The organism is Streptosporangium sp. NPDC004631, assembly GCF_053601935.1.
In genome coordinates, this window is the sequence record NZ_JBSGCR010000051.1 from 1 (window position 1) to 19483 (window position 19483).

The 19483-nt window shown below is 70.5% G+C and carries 24 protein-coding genes; all 24 read left to right on the forward strand.

Features of this window, described 5'->3' with window-relative positions; all coding sequences use genetic code 11:
* The first annotated feature begins 246 nt into the window (after nt 1-246).
* The 24 genes from ACWEF2_RS30390 (at nt 247) to ACWEF2_RS30505 (ending at nt 19464) form a co-directional block, all read left to right on the forward strand.
* Nucleotides 247-639, forward strand: coding sequence for a DUF6221 family protein (locus tag ACWEF2_RS30390; RefSeq protein ID WP_453819712.1), 393 nt, complete (start codon nt 247-249; stop codon nt 637-639).
* A 425-nt stretch (nt 640-1064) separates the two neighbouring features.
* Nucleotides 1065-1307 (forward strand): hypothetical protein, encoded by a 243-nt coding sequence (locus ACWEF2_RS30395; protein ID WP_453819713.1) that lies wholly within the window; start codon nt 1065-1067, stop codon nt 1305-1307.
* Entirely contained in the window at nt 1252-2751 is a 1500-nt protein-coding gene (locus ACWEF2_RS30400) for a hypothetical protein (RefSeq protein WP_453819714.1), read from the forward strand. The genes ACWEF2_RS30395 and ACWEF2_RS30400 overlap by 56 nt, the downstream gene beginning before the upstream one ends.
* 10 nt (nt 2752-2761) lie before the next feature.
* Nucleotides 2762-2947 carry a hypothetical protein gene (locus ACWEF2_RS30405; protein WP_453819715.1) on the forward strand — a complete coding sequence of 62 codons (186 nt, stop codon included), beginning with the start codon at nt 2762-2764 and terminating at the stop codon, nt 2945-2947.
* A gap of 86 nt (nt 2948-3033) precedes the next feature.
* Nucleotides 3034-4122, forward strand: coding sequence for a phage portal protein (locus ACWEF2_RS30410; protein WP_453819716.1), 1089 nt, complete (start codon nt 3034-3036; stop codon nt 4120-4122).
* Nucleotides 4119-4898, forward strand: coding sequence for an HK97 family phage prohead protease (locus ACWEF2_RS30415; RefSeq protein ID WP_453819717.1), 780 nt, complete (start codon nt 4119-4121; stop codon nt 4896-4898). Before ACWEF2_RS30410 ends, ACWEF2_RS30415 begins: the two co-directional genes overlap by 4 nt.
* A gap of 151 nt (nt 4899-5049) precedes the next feature.
* Nucleotides 5050-6471: a hypothetical protein gene (locus tag ACWEF2_RS30420; RefSeq protein WP_453819718.1), complete on the forward strand. Its 1422-nt coding sequence runs from the start codon at nt 5050-5052 to the stop codon at nt 6469-6471.
* 9 nt (nt 6472-6480) lie between these two features.
* Nucleotides 6481-6831, forward strand: a complete 351-nt coding sequence (locus tag ACWEF2_RS30425) for a hypothetical protein (protein WP_453819719.1) — start codon at nt 6481-6483, stop codon at nt 6829-6831.
* Nucleotides 6832-6847: 16 nt separating this feature from the next.
* Nucleotides 6848-7093 (forward strand): hypothetical protein, encoded by a 246-nt coding sequence (locus tag ACWEF2_RS30430; protein ID WP_453819720.1) that lies wholly within the window; start codon nt 6848-6850, stop codon nt 7091-7093.
* Complete coding sequence (locus ACWEF2_RS30435) at nt 7093-7638, forward strand: hypothetical protein (RefSeq protein WP_453819721.1); 546 nt, start codon at nt 7093-7095, stop codon at nt 7636-7638. Before ACWEF2_RS30430 ends, ACWEF2_RS30435 begins: the two co-directional genes overlap by 1 nt.
* Nucleotides 7638-8078, forward strand: a complete 441-nt coding sequence (locus tag ACWEF2_RS30440; RefSeq protein WP_453819722.1) for a hypothetical protein — start codon at nt 7638-7640, stop codon at nt 8076-8078. Before ACWEF2_RS30435 ends, ACWEF2_RS30440 begins: the two co-directional genes overlap by 1 nt.
* Before the next feature lie 8 nt (nt 8079-8086).
* Nucleotides 8087-8503: an HK97 gp10 family phage protein gene (locus tag ACWEF2_RS30445; protein ID WP_453819723.1), complete on the forward strand. Its 417-nt coding sequence runs from the start codon at nt 8087-8089 to the stop codon at nt 8501-8503.
* Between the two features lie 13 nt (nt 8504-8516).
* Complete coding sequence (locus ACWEF2_RS30450; protein ID WP_453819724.1) at nt 8517-8864, forward strand: hypothetical protein; 348 nt, start codon at nt 8517-8519, stop codon at nt 8862-8864.
* Nucleotides 8861-9097 (forward strand): hypothetical protein, encoded by a 237-nt coding sequence (locus ACWEF2_RS30455; protein ID WP_453819725.1) that lies wholly within the window; start codon nt 8861-8863, stop codon nt 9095-9097. Before ACWEF2_RS30450 ends, ACWEF2_RS30455 begins: the two co-directional genes overlap by 4 nt.
* Complete coding sequence (locus ACWEF2_RS30460; RefSeq protein ID WP_453819726.1) at nt 9097-9582, forward strand: phage tail tube protein; 486 nt, start codon at nt 9097-9099, stop codon at nt 9580-9582. The genes ACWEF2_RS30455 and ACWEF2_RS30460 overlap by 1 nt, the downstream gene beginning before the upstream one ends.
* Before the next feature lie 53 nt (nt 9583-9635).
* Nucleotides 9636-10079, forward strand: coding sequence for a hypothetical protein (locus ACWEF2_RS30465; RefSeq protein WP_453819727.1), 444 nt, complete (start codon nt 9636-9638; stop codon nt 10077-10079).
* Between the two features lie 14 nt (nt 10080-10093).
* A complete protein-coding gene (locus tag ACWEF2_RS30470) occupies nt 10094-10390 on the forward strand; it encodes a hypothetical protein (protein ID WP_453819728.1) in 297 nt (98 codons plus the stop codon).
* The gene (locus ACWEF2_RS30475; protein WP_453819729.1) at nt 10374-13997 is read left to right on the forward strand and encodes a phage tail tape measure protein; all 3624 of its coding nucleotides are present in this window, start codon (nt 10374-10376) and stop codon (nt 13995-13997) included. Before ACWEF2_RS30470 ends, ACWEF2_RS30475 begins: the two co-directional genes overlap by 17 nt.
* A 10-nt stretch (nt 13998-14007) precedes the next feature.
* Nucleotides 14008-16323 (forward strand): carbohydrate binding domain-containing protein, encoded by a 2316-nt coding sequence (locus tag ACWEF2_RS30480; RefSeq protein ID WP_453819730.1) that lies wholly within the window; start codon nt 14008-14010, stop codon nt 16321-16323.
* Nucleotides 16324-16332: 9 nt separating this feature from the next.
* Entirely contained in the window at nt 16333-16815 is a 483-nt protein-coding gene (locus tag ACWEF2_RS30485) for a hypothetical protein (protein WP_453819731.1), read from the forward strand.
* Nucleotides 16812-17132, forward strand: coding sequence for a hypothetical protein (locus ACWEF2_RS30490; RefSeq protein ID WP_453819732.1), 321 nt, complete (start codon nt 16812-16814; stop codon nt 17130-17132). The genes ACWEF2_RS30485 and ACWEF2_RS30490 overlap by 4 nt, the downstream gene beginning before the upstream one ends.
* The gene (locus ACWEF2_RS30495; protein WP_453819733.1) at nt 17129-17386 is read left to right on the forward strand and encodes a hypothetical protein; all 258 of its coding nucleotides are present in this window, start codon (nt 17129-17131) and stop codon (nt 17384-17386) included. Before ACWEF2_RS30490 ends, ACWEF2_RS30495 begins: the two co-directional genes overlap by 4 nt.
* Nucleotides 17383-18675: a hypothetical protein gene (locus ACWEF2_RS30500; protein WP_453819734.1), complete on the forward strand. Its 1293-nt coding sequence runs from the start codon at nt 17383-17385 to the stop codon at nt 18673-18675. The genes ACWEF2_RS30495 and ACWEF2_RS30500 overlap by 4 nt, the downstream gene beginning before the upstream one ends.
* 9 nt (nt 18676-18684) lie before the next feature.
* A complete protein-coding gene (locus ACWEF2_RS30505; RefSeq protein ID WP_453819735.1) occupies nt 18685-19464 on the forward strand; it encodes a peptidoglycan recognition protein family protein in 780 nt (259 codons plus the stop codon).
* Nucleotides 19465-19483: the final 19 nt, after the last annotated feature.

Genomic DNA, 19483 nt, shown 5'->3' on the forward strand with positions numbered 1-19483 from the left:
TGGCAGTGAAGAAGATCAAGCGACGCTGACCTCGCGCGATTGTCCCCCTCTGTTCTCACAGACTGCGCACCTACCTGGCGGGGGTGCGCCCGCTCCGCACCCACCCCCACCGGGTGCGTGAGCCCCTGCGGCCCGGCCTCCCCGTGTTGAGGGACGCCGGAGGCCGGGCCGCCCTCGACCGGGTGCCGTGACCGTGGTGAGCGCGACCGGCCACGGCACCCGCACCACTCAGGGAGGCGATGAAGTGTGGAGGATCTGATCGCGTTCCTGGGCGCCCGCCTCGATGAGGACGTCCTGGTCGCGATTGCCGCCCCCCGCGGCCCGTGGTCCTGGATCGCACCGAACGGATACCCACAGCGGATCACCAACCCGCGGGCCGTGGTCGTGGCCGAGACGTACTGCAGCCCCCGTGCTCCGGTCCGCGTCGCCGACCACATCGTCCGCCACGACCCGGCCCGCGTGCTGGCCGAGGTCGCCGCCAAACGGCAGATCATTGAGCACAACGCCCGTCTCCATCAGATGGCCGATCCCGCGACGCATCCCGGTCAGGAGTACGTGCTGGCCGCCGGGGCCACCACCACTCAGGTCGCGGTCGATGCGGCGGTCGGGCGGGCGCTCACCTGGATCAGGGCGCAGTAGGGGCAGGGCGGGGCTGGTGGCACGCAGCAAGGGGCGCACCGGCCGGCCATGGCGCCGCCTCACCCGCCGCCTGCGCGACAGTCCAGGCGGTGACGTGTGCTGGCTGTGCGGGCAGGTCATCGACTTGTCGCTGCCTCGCACTCACCGCATGAGCTGGACCGCTGACCACGTCGACCCGATCAGCCTCGGTGGTGCTCCTCGGGACGCATCCCTTCTGCGGCCCGCTCACCGGGCGTGCAACAGCAGCCGCGGCAACCGGATGACGACGAAGGTGCGGCGGCAAGGGGTGCAGACCTCCGAACCTTGGTGACCCCCTGAACCAGACATTTTCGCGTTTGTGCAGGTCACAACTTTTTAGATTCGGGATTTGGGAGACCCGCGCCCCTCTCCCTTTTCTCTCCCCGCATCGAACCCTGGGGGTGATCATGGTCCGCCGTGTGTCCACCGTGGTCTCCGAGGGCGATCGGCGCGCGTCGCTGGAGGCGATCCGCGACAAGCTCGCCCGCGAGCTGACCGGCGCGACCGGCCGTGATGCTGCGGTCATCGCCAAGGAACTGCGCGCGGTACTCGCCGACCTGGACGCCCTGCCCGGCGGGAAGGAGGTGAGCAAGGTTGACGAGCTCGCTGCACGACGTGCGGATCGGCGCGCAGACGCCGCGGGTCGGTAAGTGGCCCGCCTACGTGTCGTCGGCCGCGCCGGAGGTGATCGACCTGGCCGCGTCCGCCGGGCTGATCCTGGACCCGTGGCAGTGCTACGTCCTGACCCACGGCCTGGGCGAGCAGGCCGACGGCGGATGGGCGGCGACGAAGGTCTCCTGCTGGGTGCCCAGGCAGAACGGCAAGGGCGGCATCATCGAGGCGTTGGAGCTGGGCTGGCTTTTTCTGCTCGGTGAGAAGCTGATCCTGCACTCGGCGCATGAGTACAAGACCGCCCAAGAGGCGTACCTGCGAATCAAGGGCCTGTGTGAGTCGACGCCGGACCTGGACCGGCGGGTGCAACGCTACTGGCAGGCCAACGGCGAGCAGGGCATCGAACTGACCCGGGCGGCGGGCGGGGCGCGGCTGCGGTTCGTGGCGCGCAGCCGTACGAGCGGCCGGGGTTTCTCCGGCGACAAGAACATCCTCGACGAGGCCCAGGAGCTCACCGCCCTGCAGCGGGCCGCCATGCTGCCGACCCTGTCGGCCAGGCCCAACCCGCAGGAGTGGTTCTTCGGCACCCCGCCGTCGGAGGCGGACGCCTGGGCCTACGGGCTGCGCGAGGACGGCGAGGCCGGGGCCGCGCGCATGGCCCACTTCGACTGGGGCGCCGACCTCGACCCCACGAAGGTGGAGGACCGGCGGCGCGCGGCCACCGATCGAGACCTCTGGTACGAGTGCAATCCGGCGTTGGGCCTGCGGATCAGCGAAGAGACCGTCGAGGATGAGGCCCGGCCGAGTGGCCTGGGCGAGGAGTTCGCCGCCGAGCGTCTCGGGGCGTGGAGGCCCAAGGCGTCGGCCGGTCCGGGCGAGCTGGACATCGCGGCGTGGGAGAAGCTGGCCGATGCCGCCTCGCGTCGCCAGGGCGATGTGGCGTTCGCCCTCGACATCACCCCGTCGCGGGACGCGGCCTGTATCGCCGTCTACGGGCTGCGCGGTGACGGCCTGGGCCACGCCGAGGTGATCGAGCACCGGCCGGGCACCGACTGGCTGGTGGACCGGCTGGTGGAGCTGCGCAGGCGGCACAACCCGGTGGCGATCGGCCTGGACGTCAAGGGCCCGGCCGGGTCCCTGCTGGTCGACCTGGAGAAGGCGGGCATCGTCCGGCCGGAGGATCCCGAGCACCCGGCGTACGGGCAGCTGGCGGTTCCCACCGCGGCGGAGGTCGCCGCGGGGTGTGGGCAGCTGGCCGACGCGGTACGGCAGGCCACGCTGCGCCACATCGGCCAGGACCTGATGACCACGGCCATCGTCGGCGCCAAAACAAGGCCGCTGGGGGACGCCTGGGCGTGGGGGCGGCGCATCTCCACCGTGGACATCTCGCCGCTGGTGGCGGTGACGCTGGCCCGGTGGGCGTGGGAGACCCGCGCCCATCTGGTGGCGGCGGACTACGACGTATCGGACTCGGTCTACTGATGGGGGCGGCGTGCGGGAGCTGGTGACGACCCTGCTGGATGTGCTGGGCCTGCTGCTGGTCGCGGCCGGGGCCGCCGCGGCGCTGCTGCCGCTGCTCGGCTGGGGCGCTCTGGGGGTGGCGGGCGCCGTGGTGCTGGCCGGGTCCTGGTGGGCGGCTCGCGCGGCGCGGCCGGCGGACCGGGCCGGTGTGCGGTGAGTCTGTTCTCCCGCCGCGCGCAGCCGGGGCAGAGCGCCGCTGAGCTGATCCCGCCGCGGCCGGTGTCGCGGGCCGGGTCGGTGTCGGTGACGAATGAGACGGCGCTGCGGCATTCGGCGGTGTGGGCGTGCCTGCGGCTGCGCGCCAACCTGCTCAGCACGATGCCGGTGGATCTGTACCGGCGGGTGGACGGCGTGCAGATCGAGGTGACCAAGCCGCCGGTCCTGGTTACACCCGGCGGCGAGCGGGTCGATATGCAGGAGTGGCTGTACAGCAGCCAGTTCGACCTGGACCGGGCGGGCAACGTCTTCGGGCTGATCACCGCGAAAGACGGCTTCGGCCTGCCGGCGCGCATCGACCTGGTGCCGCTGGCCGAGGTGAGCGTGATCATCCGCAAGGGCATGCTGTCGAAGTACCGCATCGCCGGCACCAAGTACGACCCCGCGCAGGTGTGGCACGAGCGGCAGTACACCGTGGCCGGCATGCATGTGGGCCTGTCGCCGATCGCTTATGCGGCCTGGTCGATCGGCGAGTACCTGAGCGTGCAGGAGTTCGCCCTGGACTGGTTCGGCGGCGGCGCCATCCCGTCCGGGCACCTGAAGAACACGGCCAAGACGATCAACCCGGCGGAGGCGGCCACCGCCAAGACGCGCTTCAAGGCATCGGTGGCCTCCCGGGATCTGTTCGTCACCGGCTCCGACTGGGAGTACTCGATGATCCAGGCCGAGGCGGCGGGCGCCGACTGGATCGAGGCCAAGAGGTTCGGCGTCGGCGACATCGCCCGGTTCTTCGACTGCCCCGGTGACCTGATCGACGCGGCGGTGTCCACCGGGTCGATCACGTATGCCAGCGTCACCCAGCGCAACCTGCAGTTCCTGATCATGCATCTCGGTCCGGCCGTGGTGCGTCGGGAGAACGCGCTCAACCGGCTCACCCCCAAGCCTCGGTACGTGAAACTCAACACCGATGCGCTGCTGCGGATGGATCCGCAGGGCCGGGCGATGGCGCTCAAGACGCAGATCGACGCGCGCACGCTGACGCCCAACGAGGCGCGCGAGCTGGAGGACCGGCCGCCGCTGACGCCGGACCAGCTGGCGGAGTTCGACCGGCTGTTCGGCAGTCCCAACAAGCCGCCCGCGGCGGCGTCCACCGCGATCCCTGGAGCATTGTCATGACCGACCTGTCTCGTCTGCGCGCCGCTGCGGCGGCCGACCGTGCCGCCGCGGCCCGAAGCACATCGATGGCGCTGCCCCGCGACCGGCCCGAGTCGCCTGAGCTGCGGTTCGCCTCGCAGCTGCGCGCGAAGAAGGTCGAGCGTGACGGCCAGGAGTGGTACCTGGTCGAGGGGTACGCGAGCGCGTTCGAGCGGCCGTATGAGATGTACGACTGGTACGGGCCGTACACCGAGATCGTCAGCGTCGGGGCCGCGGACAAGACTTTGGAGGCCAACCCCGAGGTGGTGTGGCGGTTCAACCACGCGGGCACGCCGATGGCCGGCACCCGCAACGGCCGCCTGGAGCTGTGGGCCGATGAGACCGGTCTGGGGGATCGGGCGTGGCTGAACCCGAAGCGCGCCGATGTCCAGTTGGTCGTCCAGGCGATCGAGGACGGCGACGTGCGCGAGCAGTCGTTCATGTTCCGCATCACCTCGGGGCATTGGTCGCCGGACTACGCCGAGTACCGCATCGACGCCTTCGACCTGGAGCGCGGCGACGTCGGGCCGGTCACCTACGGCGCGAACCCGCACACCTCGGTCTCCGCACGCGGCGGCGATTTCCTGGCGTCGATTCCCCGGCTGTCGCCCCTGGTCGCCCGGGAGGCGTACACGCTGCTGGGCCGACGCTCTGACCTGGCGGCGGCCCCGCCTTCGGGAACACCGTCGCCGGCCGTGCAGGGCCGCTCCATCGCGATGCTGCGCACCCGGCTGCTGGTCGAGGCCGACGAAGAGTAATCCGCGTGCCCCGGCAGATCGCCCGGGGCCCGCCCCTTGTTCCGCGCCGTCCGGCAGATCGCCCGGAGGCGAGAGACCCGAACGTCTGGCAGACGCCCAGCCGCTGGGGCCGCACATCCCGTCATCGGATCTACCGGAAAGGACAGCCCCCATGGCTGGCACCATCGACGACCTGATCGCCTCGATCGAGGTCGAGCTGGAAGCAGCGAGGAAGCGCCGTACCAAGTGCGGCAAGGAGGTGGAGCTGATCTTGGCCAAGGCGCAGCAGGACGGCCGCTCCAACCTCACCGCGGAGGAGGACGAGCGGGTCGCCGAACTGTTCGCCGCCCGCGACCAGGCCAGGACCGACATCGAGGGCATCGAGGGCAAGCTCGCCAACGCCAACAAGATCAAGGCCGAGGAGATGGAGCGCCTGGAGCAGCAGCGCCAGAGCAAGCCGACCGAGACCCGGCTCCCGGCCTATGACCGGGTGGCCCGGGTCGGCGCCGAGGAGCGCACCTACCGCAAGGACAGCGACCGGTACGGCAAGCAGTTCCTGATGGACATCTCCCGCCAGTTCCTGTTTCAGGACGTCGAGGCGTCCAGCCGCCTGGCCCGGCACATGGCCGAAGAGCGCGTCGAGCGGGCCGAGTACCTGTCCCGCGCGGTCGGCACCGGCGCGTTCGCCGGGCTGACGGTGCCGCAGTACCTGACCGAGCTGTACGCGCCGGCCACCGCCGCCCTGCGGCCTTTCGCCGACGTGTGCAACAAGCACCCGCTGCCCGAGCAGGGCATGAGCGTGAACATCTCCCGCATCACCACCGCGAGCTCGGCGGCACTGCAGGCGTCGGAGAACTCCGCGGTCAGTGAGACGAACATGGACGACACGCTGCTGACGGTCACCGTGCAGACCGCGGCCGGGCAGCAGACCGTCTCCCGGCAGGCGATCGACCGCGGCACCGGCATCGAGGACGTCACGATGCAGGACCTGTTCAACCGAGTCGCCACCGTGCTGGACTCCACGCTGCTCAACCAGGCCACCACCGGCCTGACCAACGTCGCCCAGGCCGTCGCCTACACCGACGGCACCCCGACCGGCGCCGAGCTGTACCCGAAGATCCTGGGGGCGGCGGCCGGGGTGGAGGCGGCGCTGCTGGCCATGGGCCGCCCGACGCACGCCGTGATGCACTCGCGGCGCTGGTACTGGCTGTCCAGCCAGATGTCGGCGGTGTGGCCGCTGATCAACTGGTCGGGGATCCCGGTCCAGGCGGCCGGCACGGCCAACTCCGGCAGCTCCTACGCCTCCGGCCCGCGCGGGGTGCTGCCCTGCGGCCTGGAGGTCATCGTGGACAACAACATCGCCACCAACTACGGGGCGGGCACCAACGAGGACGAGCTGTACGTCGTCCCGAACTCGGAGTGCCACCTGTGGGAGGACCCGAACGCGCCGCTGTTCATCCGCGCCGAGCAGCCCGCCGCCGCGAACCTGGGCGTGCTGCTGGTCGCCTACTCCTACTTCGCCTACACCTTCGGCCGCTACGCCAACGGCATGCAGAAGGTCGGCGGCACGGGCCTGGTGACCCCGGCGTTCTGAGGAGGCTCGATGGGTCTGCGACCTGTGCTCGGCGACGTCGCGCTGCCGCTGGCGGCGCGCGGCGCCGGCACCTACACCTCCGGCCCGGTGTCCGCCGCCGGGATGGCCTCCGATGTGGTGATGACCGTGCACTGCTCGGCGTCGTCGGGGACGCCGACGCTGAACTGCTCACTGGAGGAGTCCTCCGACGGGGTGTCGTGGTCGGCGGTGCCCGGCAGCGCCACCGCGCAGCTGACCGCCGCCGGGAACGCGGTCGCCGCCGCGGCCATCACCAAGAACTACGTGCGGGCTACCTCCACGGTCGCCGGTACCACCCCGAGCGTGACCTACCGGGTCGTGCTGCTGATCGTGCCCGAATGAGACGAAGGGAATGGCAATGCGCGACGAGAACATGATCGCTGCCCTGAAGCGGGAGCGGGCGAACTACGTGACCCGCGGCGATGAGGACCGGGTCCGGCAGGTCGACGAGCAGCTCAAGCACTACGGCTACGAGGGCGCCCAGGACGCCGACCCGGCAGCGGCGCCGGTGGGCCGTACCGGATCAGCCGGGCAGCAGACCGCCGAGGGCGACACGGCCGACAAGGCCACCCCGGCGAGCAGGGCTAAGAAGACCACGTCCTGATGGCCACGCTGGTCACCCTGGCCGAGGCCAAGGCCCATCTGAACATCACCGGCGTCTCCGACGACGAGGAGATCATGGGGATGGTCGAGGCGGTCACCACGCCGATCGAGCGGATCGCCGGCTCGGTGCTGCCCGCCTCCTACACCGAGCGCCATGACGGCGCCCGGCCGATGATCGCGCTGTCGCATCGGCCGGTGCTGTCGGTGACCTCGGTGACGCTGCCGGGCGGCACCACCGTTGCGCCGCCCGGCTACGAGCTGGACGCCGACGCCGCGGTGCTCACCCGGATGGCCGGCGCCTACCGCTGGGAATGGGAGGCGGGCCGGATCACCGTCGCCTACACCGCGGGCCTGGCGGCGGTCCCGGCGCATGTTCGGCTGGCCGCGCTGATCGTGGTGCAGCACCTGTGGGAGACCCAGCGGGGCGGGCCGCGGGATCAGCGGTTCACCGGCGGTGGTGGTGAGGGCTGGAGTCCCGGCATGGGGTTCGCGCTGCCTCGCCGGGCGCTGGAGCTGCTGGGCGACCAGACGGCCGGGATCGCCTGATGGCCTCAACGATCCCCGCAGTCCTGGACGCGCTGCTGGAGTCGTGGGCGGTGGCGCTGCCCGGCGTGCAGCTGGTGGAGGGTCAGCCTCTGGCGCCGGAGCCGGACATCATCTGTGTCGCCTTCACCGGCCTGCCGGGCGAGCCGTCGATTGAGGCGACCGAGGACCGTGGCCAGCTCGCCACCTCGCCGGACCGGGAGCGATACGACATCTCCTGCCTGGCGAGCGCGCAGCGAGGCGAGACCGACGCGCGAGCCGTGCGGGAGCGCGCGTTCGAGCTCGTTGAGGCGGTCCGGGGTGAGCTGCAGCGGGATCCGACGCTGGGCGGGCTGGTGCTGTCGGCGCGGCTGGCGGTGATGTCGCTGGCGGCGTCCCAGACCAGCGCCGGGGCGGAGTGTACGGCGCTGTTCAGGGTTCGCATCGACGCCTTCGCCCGGTGAGGTGAACCGTGAGCGAGATCCAGCGGCTGATCGCCGACCTGCGCCGGGTGCCGTCTGAGCTACGGGCCGAGCTGCGGCCGGCGGTTCAGCGGGCCGCCCGCGAGGTGCTGGCCGAGGCACGATCCCGGGCCTCGTGGTCGTCCCGGATCCCCGGCGCGATGCGGGTCAGCGTCCGATTCACCGGCCCGGCCGCGGGTGCGTCGGTCATCGTCAGCGCCACCAGAGCCCCGCACGCGCGGCCCTACGAGGGTCTCACCACTCGTGGCGGTGACTTCAGACACCCCGTGTTCGGCAACCGAGATCGCTGGGTGCCCCAGGCGGCGCGACCGTTCCTGTTCCCCGCGGCCAGAGCCACGCGGGAGCAGGTGGTGCGGGAGATCGACCAGGCGGTGGAGCGGGTGCTGCGCCGTACCGGATGGAGATGAGAGGAGGGCGGCCGTGGCCGCACTGACGACCAATGTGGTCCCGAACACGGGACTGCGGATCGACGACAAGTTCGTCGCCGCGGCGGGCGGCGGAGATACCTGCGAGACCGGCGCCGGGGTGGAGCTGCATGTCAAGAACGGGGGCGGCTCGCCGGTGACGGTGACGCTGGCCTACCCGGGCAAGTACGACGGCGACCAGACCGTCAGCGGCAGGACGTTCGTCGTGCCGATCACCACGGGGCACAGCGTGATTCCGGTGCGGGACGTCTACCGGGATCCGGCGACCGGCCGGGCGGCCATCACCTACTCGGGTGTCACGAGCGTCACCGTGGCCGTGATCCGCGGGCAGGTGTCGGGATGACGCAGATGGTGCACCCCAGCCTGCCCGGCACGGTGATCGACCCCCCGGAGTCAGCGGTGCCGTTCCACGCGGCGTCCGGCTGGGTCGTCAGGGGGTCGCAGGACGACCCCGAGGTGACTGCGGCTGAGAGGGCACGAGACCTGGCATTGAACGGCCCAGGCGGGCAGGCGGAGCCTCCGGCCGAGCAGGACCAGACACCGAAGAGGCGCTCGACCAAGAAGGATGGTGAGTGATGGCTGCTACGCCCATTGCTGCGGCAACCAGGTACATCAACCCCGAGACGACCAAAGTTCTTTGGCTCCCGGCGGTGGCGAATAAGAACGCGCCGACTCGCAGTGAGATCAACGCGGGCACCGACTTGTCGGGGGATGTGGCCGACAACTCGGGCTGGGTGGTCACCTCCAACCAGTCTGACGCCCCGGACATGGGCAGCCGGTTCACCGGCAAGGTCGCGGGCCGCATTACGGCGGATGACTCCTCGCTGTCGATGTATGCGAGTAAGGACAGCATCGACGCTCGTGCGTTGATGCCTCGGGACACCAGCGCGTACGTCATGTGGATGGACGGCGGCGACGTGCCGGGCCGTAAGGGGGACGTGTTCCCGGTCACCGTGTCGAGCGTGGGCAAGCCCAGGTCGGTGGGCGACGAGCCTGCCCGGATCAACTTCTCCTACGCCATCACGTCCGCTCCGGCGGAGAACGTGACGATCCCGGCATGAGCAGACTGCGCGAGCGTCTCCAGCAGCGGGCCTTGCCGAGCGATGTCTGGTGGGTGCGTATTGACCCGCTCGACGTTGTCGCCAAGGCCAGGGAGGCCCTGGAGGAGGCTGAGGATGCCCTGCGGATCGTGCAGGTCACCGCAGAGGAGGGCACGCCGGAGCTGGTCGCTGCCACAGAGCGCGTCGAGCGGGCGCGCGTCACGGTGGCGGCCTGCTACGAGCCGGTCATAGTGGTCGCCCTGGACCCGCCGGAGTACGAGGCCCTGCTCGCCGAGCACCCCCCCAAGGAAGAGAAGGCCGCCTGGGGGCCGGGATTCGGGCGGGCGTTGCTGCTGGCCGGAGTGCAAGGCGACCTGGACCGCGAGGAGTGGGCCATTTTCCTAGACTCCCGGCTCTCGCACGGTGAGCAGGTGGAGGCGTACAACCTGGCACTCGCTGTGAACATCAGGGTGCTGGACCCGGGGATCCCAAAAGGCTGGATGCCGACCCCCAGCTAGAACTGGAGCTGGAGGTGTGCGCGCTCTACCGGGTGCGGCACAGCGAGTTCCTCGGCTGGAGTGCCGACGACCGCGACAAGGCCGTCTGGCAGCACGTCCGCGCCCGGCAGACCTGCCCGCACTGCCGGACCCGGGCGGCCGAGTGGGACGAGCGCGTCGGCGGTCACCGGCACGCCTACGTCGCCCGGGAGACGCGCTGCCGGGGCTGTGAGGTCGTCGAGTCCAAGAAGGCATCCATGGACGGCACCGAGGGGCGCGGCGTGTACGTCGAGCTGAGGCCGAGGGAGGCGATGCGTGGCCAACCGTCGTGACCTGAGGGTCAACATCGACGCCGACCCCAGCGGGTTCAACCGCGGAATGAAGTCGGCCGAGGCGTCGGCGAAGGTCTTCGAGCGTGAGCTGAAGAAGATCGAGGACGCCCGCCATGCGGCGATGACCGAAGTCGGCGGCATGGCCATCGGGATCGGCGCCGGGCTGCTGGCCGGATTCGGCGTCGCGGTCAAGGCCGCCGCCGACTTCGACAAAGCGATGTCCGGGGTGGCTGCTGCCTCGAATGCCTCGGGCAAGAGCCTGGACGCGCTCAGGTCGGCGGCGCTGAAGGCCGGCGCCGACACGGCGTTCAGCGCGACCGAAGCGGCCCAGGCCGAGACCGAGCTGGCCAAGGTCGGCATCTCCACCAGCGACATTCTCAGCGGCGCTCTGAAGGGCTCCCTCGATCTGGCGGCGGCTGGGCAGCTCGACCTGGCCACCGCCGCGAAGGTCTCCGGCACGGCGATGACGATCTTCGGCAAGAGCGGCCGGGACGTCGGGCACATCGCCGACGTGCTCACCGCCGGGGCGACCGCGAGCTCGGCGAGCGTCGAGTCCATGGCCGAGAGCATGGAGCAGGCGGGCCTGGTCGCCGCCCAGACCGGGCTGAGCTTGGAAGACACGGTCGGTACGCTGACCTCCTTCTCCAAAGCGGGCCTGAACGGCAGCGACGCCGGGACCAGCCTGAAAACGATGTTGCAACGGCTGTCCGCGCCCACGAACATCGCCGCCGCGCTCATGCAGGACCTGGGCATCAACGCTTATGACGCCAGCGGCCAGTTTGTCGGCATCGCGCAGGTCGCCGGGCAGCTCCGCACCGCGCTGGGTGAGCTGACTCCGCAGCAGCGGCAAAGCGCCTTGGCCACGATCTTCGGGTCGGATGCGATCCGGGCCGCCACCGTTTTGTATGCCAACGGCGAGCAGGGTATCCGCAGCTACATCAACACCGTGAACGACCAGGGCGCCGCTTCCCGCCAGGCCGGGAAACTGATGGACAACTTGGCCGGCGACCTGGAGAAGCTCAAGGGCAGCCTGGAGACGGCGCTCATCAGCGGCGGGTCTGGGGCGACCGACGTGCTACGCGGCCTGGTCCAGACTGTCGACGGCGCCGTCGACGCCTTCAACGGCCTGCCAGGGCCGGTGCAGGCCGGGCTGACCGCGGTGGGCGGCATCGCTGGCGCGGCTACCCTGGCGGGCGGCGGCCTGCTGTTGCTCATCCCCAAGGTGGTCGAGACCAAGGCCGCGCTGGCCACCCTGGGGTGGACGGCCGACACCACCAAGGGCAAGCTGCTCGGCGTCGGCAAGGGCGTCGCCATCGCCGCCGGAGCGTTCATCGCCAGCGAGGGCGCGGGGGCGGCCACGGAGTGGCTGCGCGGCAACTCGGCCGGAGCCGATGACCTGTCCCGGTCACTGACCCGGCTGGCCCAGACCGGCAAGTTCATGGGTGACCTCGGCGACCAGTGGGGCGGCGCCTTCTACGAAGGTGAGGACGCCGCGCGGCGCTTCGGCCAGGCAACCCGGGAGGTCCTCAATCCCAGCTTCTGGGAAACCTACTGGGAGCATCCGCTGTCGTCGGTCACCTCGGTGCTTCCTGGGTTCACGAGCACCGTCACCGATTTCACCGGCAAGTTCAAGCAGGTCGACGCCACGCTGGCCCAGATGGTGCAGTCCGGTAACGCGCAGCAGGCCAAGCAGGCGTTCGCCTACCTGCAACAGCAGGCCAAGGACGCGGGCGCTGACGTCAGCCAGTTCGCGACCCTGTTCCCCGCCTACGGCGAGGCTCTGAAGACCGCCGTCGGCCCAGCGAACGAGACGGCTGGTGCGACGGGCAAAATCGGTGCCGCTGCGGAGGAAACCACTGACGCCCTGGCTGATTTGAAGGCGGCCTTACAGTCGACATTTGATCCGTCGATCTCGCTGTTCGAGTCGCAGACCGACCTGGAGCGCGCTTTCGCCTCGGCCGCCACCGCGATCGGTAAGTCCAGGGCGGCTCTGGGCGCTAATAAGGATGCCCTCGGCCTGACCGGGAAGGCCGCGCTGGAAGCGCGCGACGAGTTCGCCGGACTGCTGCACAGCGTTGTTAAGACCTCGACCGCGAACGGCACCCTGAAGCAGTCCAGCGACACCGCCCGCACCGCCTTCCTCCAGCAGCTGCCTGCCCTGTACAAACTCGCGGGCAACAGCAAGCAGGCCAGGGCACAGGTCAGCGCGCTGGCCTCCTCCTTCAGCATCAGCAAGGGCCAAGCCGCTCAAGCCAAGCACATGGCCGACAAGTTCGGCGGATCGGTCAAGCAGCTACGTGACAAGAGCATCAAGCTGAAGGCTGAGACGGCTCAGGCCAACTCCGCGTTGGCGGCGACCAAGTCGCGGCTGGACGGCCTCCACGGCAAGACGCTGACGATCACGACATTTTTCAAGCAGATCGGCCAGCAGCCCAACGCCGCGCCGCGCACCGCCCGAGCGGGTGGTGGCTACATCAGCGGCCCCGGTACCGGAACCAGCGACAGCATCCCGGCACTGCTGTCCAACGGCGAGTACGTCATCAACGCGCGCTCGACGGCCCAACACCGGGAGTTACTGGAGGCCATCAACGCCGGGCGTTTCGCCCAGGGTGGGCTGGTCGGTTACGCCTCCGGCGGCGCGATCGGATATGCCGCCGGTGGCTCGGTCACGGTGCCGCTGAGCGAGTGGGTCGACCGCGCCGTCGGCAAGACGGCCACCAAGGGCAACGTTGCCCGGGACGTCAAGGCGCGCAAGGACGCCGTCGACCAATTGCGCCGGGCCGAACGCAAACTCGCCGATGACCGGCGTCATCGCAGGTCGGCACGGACGATCGCCGACGACGAGGCCCGCGTCCGCAAGGAGCGGAGAGACCTGGCGGCGGTGACCGACAAGCTCAGGCTCACCGAGGCCCGGTATAAGAAGGCCAAGCTCACCCCGGTGCAACGGCTGACGGCCGGTCTGACGCTGGGCATCAAGAACACCGCGGGGTTCATCCGCAACATCACCAAGCTGGCGGACATGGGCTTCGGCGAGCTGGCCCAGCAGCTCCTGGCGGCGGGCGGCCCGGATGCCGAGAAGATGGCGGCCGGCGCGGTGAAACTCAGCAAGGCCAAGCTGCGGAAGCTCAACGCCCAGGTGGTCACCGCCTCCAAGCAGCAGGCCAAGCTGGAGCAGCTTCCGAACATCCTGAAGATCAAGGACGCGCTCAAGCACGGCGCCAAGGGGGTGCCGTCGCTGATGCGCTACACCGGCCTGTCCGAGGAGGACATCGCTGAGGCCAACCAGGTCGGGCACTTGTTCGAGGCGGGCGGCATCATGCGGTACGCCTCGGGCGGGTTGCGGCCCGGCCCAGGGATCGCGACGAAGCCGACCGTCCTGTTCGGTGAGGGCCGCGCGCCGGAGGCGTATATCCCGTATGACCCGGCGATGCGGACCCGCGCGGCCGGGCTGGTGCGGCAGGTCGCGAGCGACTTCGGGATGGGCGGCACGACGGTCATCAACGTCAATGTCTCCGGCGCCATCGACCCGATCGGCACCGCCCGCACCGTGGAGACGGCGCTGCGCCGTCTGGTGCGGACCAACGGCCGCGTGGCCCTGAACATCTGAGGAGGCGCCGGTGCCGCACGCCCCGATCGTCGAAGTCGACTGGCCCAACTCGGGCATCTGGACGGACGTGACCCGCTACGTCCGCGACGAGTCTGGGATCCGCATCACCCGCGGCCGAGGCGACGAGCAGGGCGAAATCCAGCCGGGGACGATGGCGCTCACCTTCCACAACCCCGACGGCCGGTTCACGCCGGGCCTGGCGAGCGGGGCGTACTACCCGAACGTGCGCAAGGCCCGACCGATCCGGATTCGGCTGGTCGCCTGGACCAAGAACATGGCCGCCAACGGCAGCTTCGAGACCGATACCGCGGGGTGGAGCGCGGCCGGCACGGTCGCGCCGGGACTGGCCCGCTCGACGACCCGCGCCCAGTCCGGGGCGGCGAGCCTGCTCGTCACCTGGGGGACCGGCGGCACCGGCCCCGCCGCCCAGGCCGTGGTGTACGGCTGCGAGGTCGGCGAGGTCTACACCGCCTCGGCCTACGTCTACGTACCCTCCGGCGGATCTCCAGCTGTACGGCTCGGCGTCTCGGGCATCTCGATCGGTACGGCCAGCGCGGTCACCAACACCTTCACCCGGATCACCTACACCTTCACCGCCACCGACACCTTCCACGTCGTGCAGGTCACCCCGGCGACCTCGCCGACATCGGGTCAGCAGGTATGGGTGGATGCCGTGCAGGTCGAGCGCGGCTCGGTGGCCACCACCTACAGCAGCACCGACGCCGTCATCAGCCCGCGGTTCCTGGGCCGGGTCAATGAGTGGCCGGTCACGTGGGCCGACGGTCCCGGTCTCGCGCTGAGCAGCATCACCGCGACCGATGGTATGAAGCGCCTCGGGAGTCTGGCGCCGATGCGCTCGCTGCTGGAGGAGGAGATGCTCTACCTCCAGCCGGACGCCTACTACACCCTCGGCGAGCAGTCCGGCTCCACCAGCGCGGGCGACACCTCCGGCAAAGGCGAATCCAGCCTGCGGGTCTACCAGGTCGCGGGTGCGGGCGGAGTGGTGGACTTCGGGGCGGCCGACGGCCCCGCCCCCGACGACCTGCCCGCGCCGCAGTTCACCCCGTTCTCCTCCACCCAGGGCAAAGGGCTGAGAGCCAACCTAGCCTCCCCGGCGGGCGGGTCCTGCGTCATCGCCTGCTGGCTGTCCACCGCCGTCGCCGGCCGGGACGTCGTATGCGTCTCCAACCGGTCCGGCGGCCTCAGCGGCGCGACCGTCGCGGTAGGGGTGGACACGGACGGGACACTCCGGGTCTCGGCCCTCAACGGGGACGACTACCTCGTCGGCGACTTCGGGTCGATCATCGCTTCCACCCTGGCGGACGGGAAGAATCACCTCGTCGCGGTGCACATCAAATCCGATGGCGGCATCTTCGTCAGCATCGACGGCGTCACCCCGGGCACTGGGCTGAGCTACGGGGCATACGTGCGGACCGATGTGTACGACCGACTTTCCGCCGGAGGGTTCCGGGACTCCGTCAGCGGCTTTGCGAACCTCTTCAGCGGGGTGATCAGCCACGTGTGGTTCAAGCGGACCGCGACCATGCCGGACTGGTCGTATGCCTGGTCCGCCGGCACCGTGCTGACGGAAACCACGATCGATCGGTTCTACCGCCTGGCCGGTCTGCTGGCCATCACCCCCACGCTCCTGGGCGACTCGACGACGCTGATGGACGCCCAGGCCGCCGGGGGCAAGGCGCCGATCCAGGCCCTGCGTGACGTCGCCGCCGTCGAGGCCGGCCTGGTGTACGCCTCCCGTGGTGTGGCCGGGATGGTGCTGGAGTGCCGCTCCTGGCGCTACAACAAGGCCGCCACCCTCACCCTCGGCGCCTCCGACATCTGGGACGACCTCACCTGGTCCGACGACGACCAGCCGTTGCTCAACGACTGCACCAACAACCGCTCCGACGGTGCCGACCAGCGCGTCACCAACTCCGCGAGCATCGCCGCCTACGGCACCTACGACGGCGGCTCTTCGCAGCCGTGGGCGAGCGACGACGACGCCCTGGCCGCCGCGCAGTGGGCGGTCTACAAGGGGGCCGACCCGGCGCCGCGCATCACACAGGTGACGGTGGCGGCCAGCACCCGGCCGTCGTACACCACGCTCCTCGGGCTGGACCTGTCGGACGTGATCAGCCTGACCGGGCTGCCCGCGCCGTCCCCACAGAGCACGGCCGATCTGCACATCGAGGGCTACGACGAGACGATCTCGCTGACCCTGCACATGATCTCGTTCAACACCTCACCGGCCGAGGTCAACCGGGTCTGGCAGCTCGGCACCACCGGGTTCGGCGAGCTGGACGTCACCACCCGCCTGGCCCTGTAGGAGGAGCACGTGGTAGCACCTGTCAGCCCCAGCGCGGGCCAGCTGATCAACAAGGCGTTCTGGGATGCCGAGATTTACGCGCGGTGGGTGGAGCTGTATGGCTCCTGGACGTCCTACACCCCGACCTGGACCGGCGCCACCACCAACCCCGCCCTGGGCAACGGCAGCCTCGATGCCGGGTACCGGGCGATCGGCAAGACCATCGCCATCCGTATCCGGCTGGTGATCGGCTCGACCACCACCCTCGGCTCCGGCCTGTGGTCCATCAGCCTGCCGTCCGGACTCGCGCCGGCGGCCGTGCAGACGCTCAGCGGGTTCGCCTCCAACAGCTCCGGATCATCCCGCTACACGCTGGGCGCCTACCTCACCGCCGGGGCCGGCGTCTTCCGCATCGCCGCGGCCGACGGCACCTCCGGTGTCAGCGGGACCAGCCCGTTCGCATGGGCCAACGGAGACCAGCTCGTCCTGACGGGAGTGTACGAGGCGTCATGAAGCATCTACCGGGCCACGGGCTCGTCATCGACCAGGCCACCCTGTCCCGGCCAGACCGGGCAGGCAAGGTCACCGAGGCCAAGAGTCGCCGGACCGACGCCATCGCGGCGGCCGAGGCGTGGCTGGCCGAGCAGGGGCTGACCGCGTGGGAGGTGGCGGACCTGGACCTGGGCCGCCGCACCCGCCACGCCTGGTGGGTGGATGGCGCTGGGTTCGTCCCCACCGGCTACCCGGACGCGCGACCGGTGCTGGTGGTCGACGTCCCGGTGCCGGAGGAGAGCCCGGCACCGCGCACACCCAAGAAGATCCCCGCGTGACCGGCATCCTGGCCCTCGATGTCTGCGTGGCGCTGGGGATCCTCGCCCTGATCAGGCGCGTCCACAATGCGCTCGACGACTGGCAGGGCGAACCCGGGCGGCCGGGCGTTCCCGGGCGGCCCGGTGTCATGGAACGGCTGGAGGCAATCGAGGCACAGCTCAAACCCAACGGCGGCCTGAGCGCCCGCGATGCCGTCGACCGTGTGGAACTGGCCGTGAGCCGGGTCGAGCAGACACTCCGGGAGGAGTCGTGACGACCGTCACCGGCACCATCACCACCGCGGCGGGTACGCATCCGCGCGGCGCCAGCGTGACCGTCACGCTGGTCGACCAGGCCGGACGCGCGACGGCGGGGTTCGCGGGGGCGACCGAGATCCTCGGGGTCGTCAGCGTGCCGGTCGCGGCGGACGGGTCGTGGAGCGTCTCCCTCACTCCGTCTGCGGATATCACCTCGCCCCGCGGAGCCACCTTGTATCAGGTGAGCGAGCGGGTCCAGCAGGGCGTCTCGGCGTCGTACTACATCAGCGTGCCGACCTCACCCACCGCAGTATGGGTCGGCGACCTGCGGGTGTCCCTGCCCGGGTCCGCTCCCGAGCAGCTCGCTGGCTATCTGCCGCTGACCGGCGGCACGGTGAGCGGGCCGATCGTCCTACCGGATGCGTCCCCGGCGGCCAGTGAGGCGTACGTGGCCTCCCACGGCGGTGGGGGCGGAGGCGGTACCCCGGCGGGCACGGTCGTCGCGGAGACCTCCTACGGGCAGGCCGCCGCAGCCGGGGCGGCCACCGCCTACGCCCGAGAAGACCACACCCACGGCACTCCGCCGCTGCCAACGCCTGCCGCGATCGGCGGGGCCACCGCGGACCACACGCACGCGGGTACCTACGACCCGGCGGGTACAGCGTCGGCCGCCGTGAGCGCGCACACGGGGGCGGCCGACCCGCACCCGGGCTACCTCACCCCGGCCGAGGCGGACGCGATCTACGCGCCCCTCAGAGGGACAGGCATCTACCCGCCGGCCGGGTACGGGCTGCTGGCCATGTCCGGGACGCCCGAAAGTTTCATGTTGGGCTCGTCGCCGTCCAACAACACGGCGACCGGGGCCTGCGTCTGGATCCCCGCGGGGGTCGCCATCACCAACCTGTGGGCGGCGGTCCGGGCGGGCGGCACCTACTCGGCCAGCGGCACACCCAACCGGCTCGGCCTGTACGACGACAACGGCGCCCAGGTCGCGCTCACCCCGGACGACTCCACCCTGTGGACGGCCGCAGGATGGCGGGGCGGAGCCCTGACCGGCGGCCCCATCGCGGCCCAGGGGGCGGGCCGGTGGGTGTACGTCCTGGCGATCGTGGGCGGGATGTCCGGCGTGACCGTGCCCTACCCGAGCGCCGCAAACGACGCGAACTCACCCTGGTTCGACGTCGGCGTAAGCGTCGCCCGACGGCGGGCGTTCTACACGGGGGGCGTCGTCGCCATGCCCGCGAGTTTCGACCCGACCGGCTACGGCACGCCGACGACGTACGTGCCGCTCCTCGGCGTCTCCTAGGAGGTCTTCATGAGGTTCGTGAACCGTGCTGCTCTCGGCTGGGGCCCGTGCCCCGCGTCGTCGGCCACCCTGACGCAGGGCTTGGTCATTCACTACGACGGGTCGGATCAGGGCCTGGCCGGTCGTGCGCACAGCATGTGCCTGGCCTACTGGCGGCGCACCCGCTCGTTCCACACCGGTCCTGCTCGCGGGTGGGCAGACATCGGCTACAGCTTCGGCTGCTGCCCGCACGGCTTCGTGTTCGAGGGTCGCGGCCTGGATCGGGTTCAGGCGGCTCAGCCCGGCGGCAACAGCAGCTGGTACTCGTGCACGCTCATGTCCGGCCCCGGTGAGGATCCGACGCCGGAGCAGGTCGACGCGGTCCGGCAGCTGCGGGCGTGGCTGATGAGTAAGGGCGTCGGCCCGGCGGTGAAGGGCCACCGGGATTTCTACTCGACCTCGTGCCCCGGCGACCGGCTCTACCGGCTGGTGCGAGACGGGGTTTTCAGCGGATCACCAAGCAAGGAGGACGACGTGAGCGCGAAGGACGTCTGGGCGGAGGAGATCCCCGTCCCGTACGGCAGCAAGGAAAACCCCGAGTGGCAGGCCAAGAGTCTGCTCGTCAACCACGGCGTGTGGCTGCGGAAGCTTGACGCCAAGCTCGACGCGCAGAACGCCGCCATCGGCGAGCTGGTGAAGGCGCTCGCCCAGCGGGACGAGGCGGTCGACGTCGAGGGCCTGGTGGCGCGGATCGAGGCGGCCATTGAGCGGGTTCAGGTCCGGCTGGACGTTGGCAGTCCTACCCCGTGATCGAGGGGGCGCTCCTGCA

Excerpts from the sequence above, each read along its gene's own strand:
- ACWEF2_RS30395 (WP_453819713.1), top strand. The coding sequence starts at position 1,065 with ATGGTCCGCCGTGTGTCCACCGTGGTCTCCGAGGGCGATCGGCGCGCG.
- ACWEF2_RS30415 (WP_453819717.1), top strand. The coding sequence starts at position 4,119 with ATGACCGACCTGTCTCGTCTGCGCGCCGCTGCGGCGGCCGACCGTGCC.
- ACWEF2_RS30420 (WP_453819718.1), top strand. The coding sequence starts at position 5,050 with ATGGCTGGCACCATCGACGACCTGATCGCCTCGATCGAGGTCGAGCTG.
- ACWEF2_RS30425 (WP_453819719.1), top strand. The coding sequence starts at position 6,481 with ATGGGTCTGCGACCTGTGCTCGGCGACGTCGCGCTGCCGCTGGCGGCG.
- ACWEF2_RS30430 (WP_453819720.1), top strand. The coding sequence starts at position 6,848 with ATGCGCGACGAGAACATGATCGCTGCCCTGAAGCGGGAGCGGGCGAAC.
- ACWEF2_RS30435 (WP_453819721.1), top strand. The coding sequence starts at position 7,093 with ATGGCCACGCTGGTCACCCTGGCCGAGGCCAAGGCCCATCTGAACATC.
- ACWEF2_RS30440 (WP_453819722.1), top strand. The coding sequence starts at position 7,638 with ATGGCCTCAACGATCCCCGCAGTCCTGGACGCGCTGCTGGAGTCGTGG.
- ACWEF2_RS30455 (WP_453819725.1), top strand. The coding sequence starts at position 8,861 with ATGACGCAGATGGTGCACCCCAGCCTGCCCGGCACGGTGATCGACCCC.
- ACWEF2_RS30460 (WP_453819726.1), top strand. The coding sequence starts at position 9,097 with ATGGCTGCTACGCCCATTGCTGCGGCAACCAGGTACATCAACCCCGAG.
- ACWEF2_RS30490 (WP_453819732.1), top strand. The coding sequence starts at position 16,812 with ATGAAGCATCTACCGGGCCACGGGCTCGTCATCGACCAGGCCACCCTG.
- ACWEF2_RS30505 (WP_453819735.1), top strand. The coding sequence starts at position 18,685 with ATGAGGTTCGTGAACCGTGCTGCTCTCGGCTGGGGCCCGTGCCCCGCG.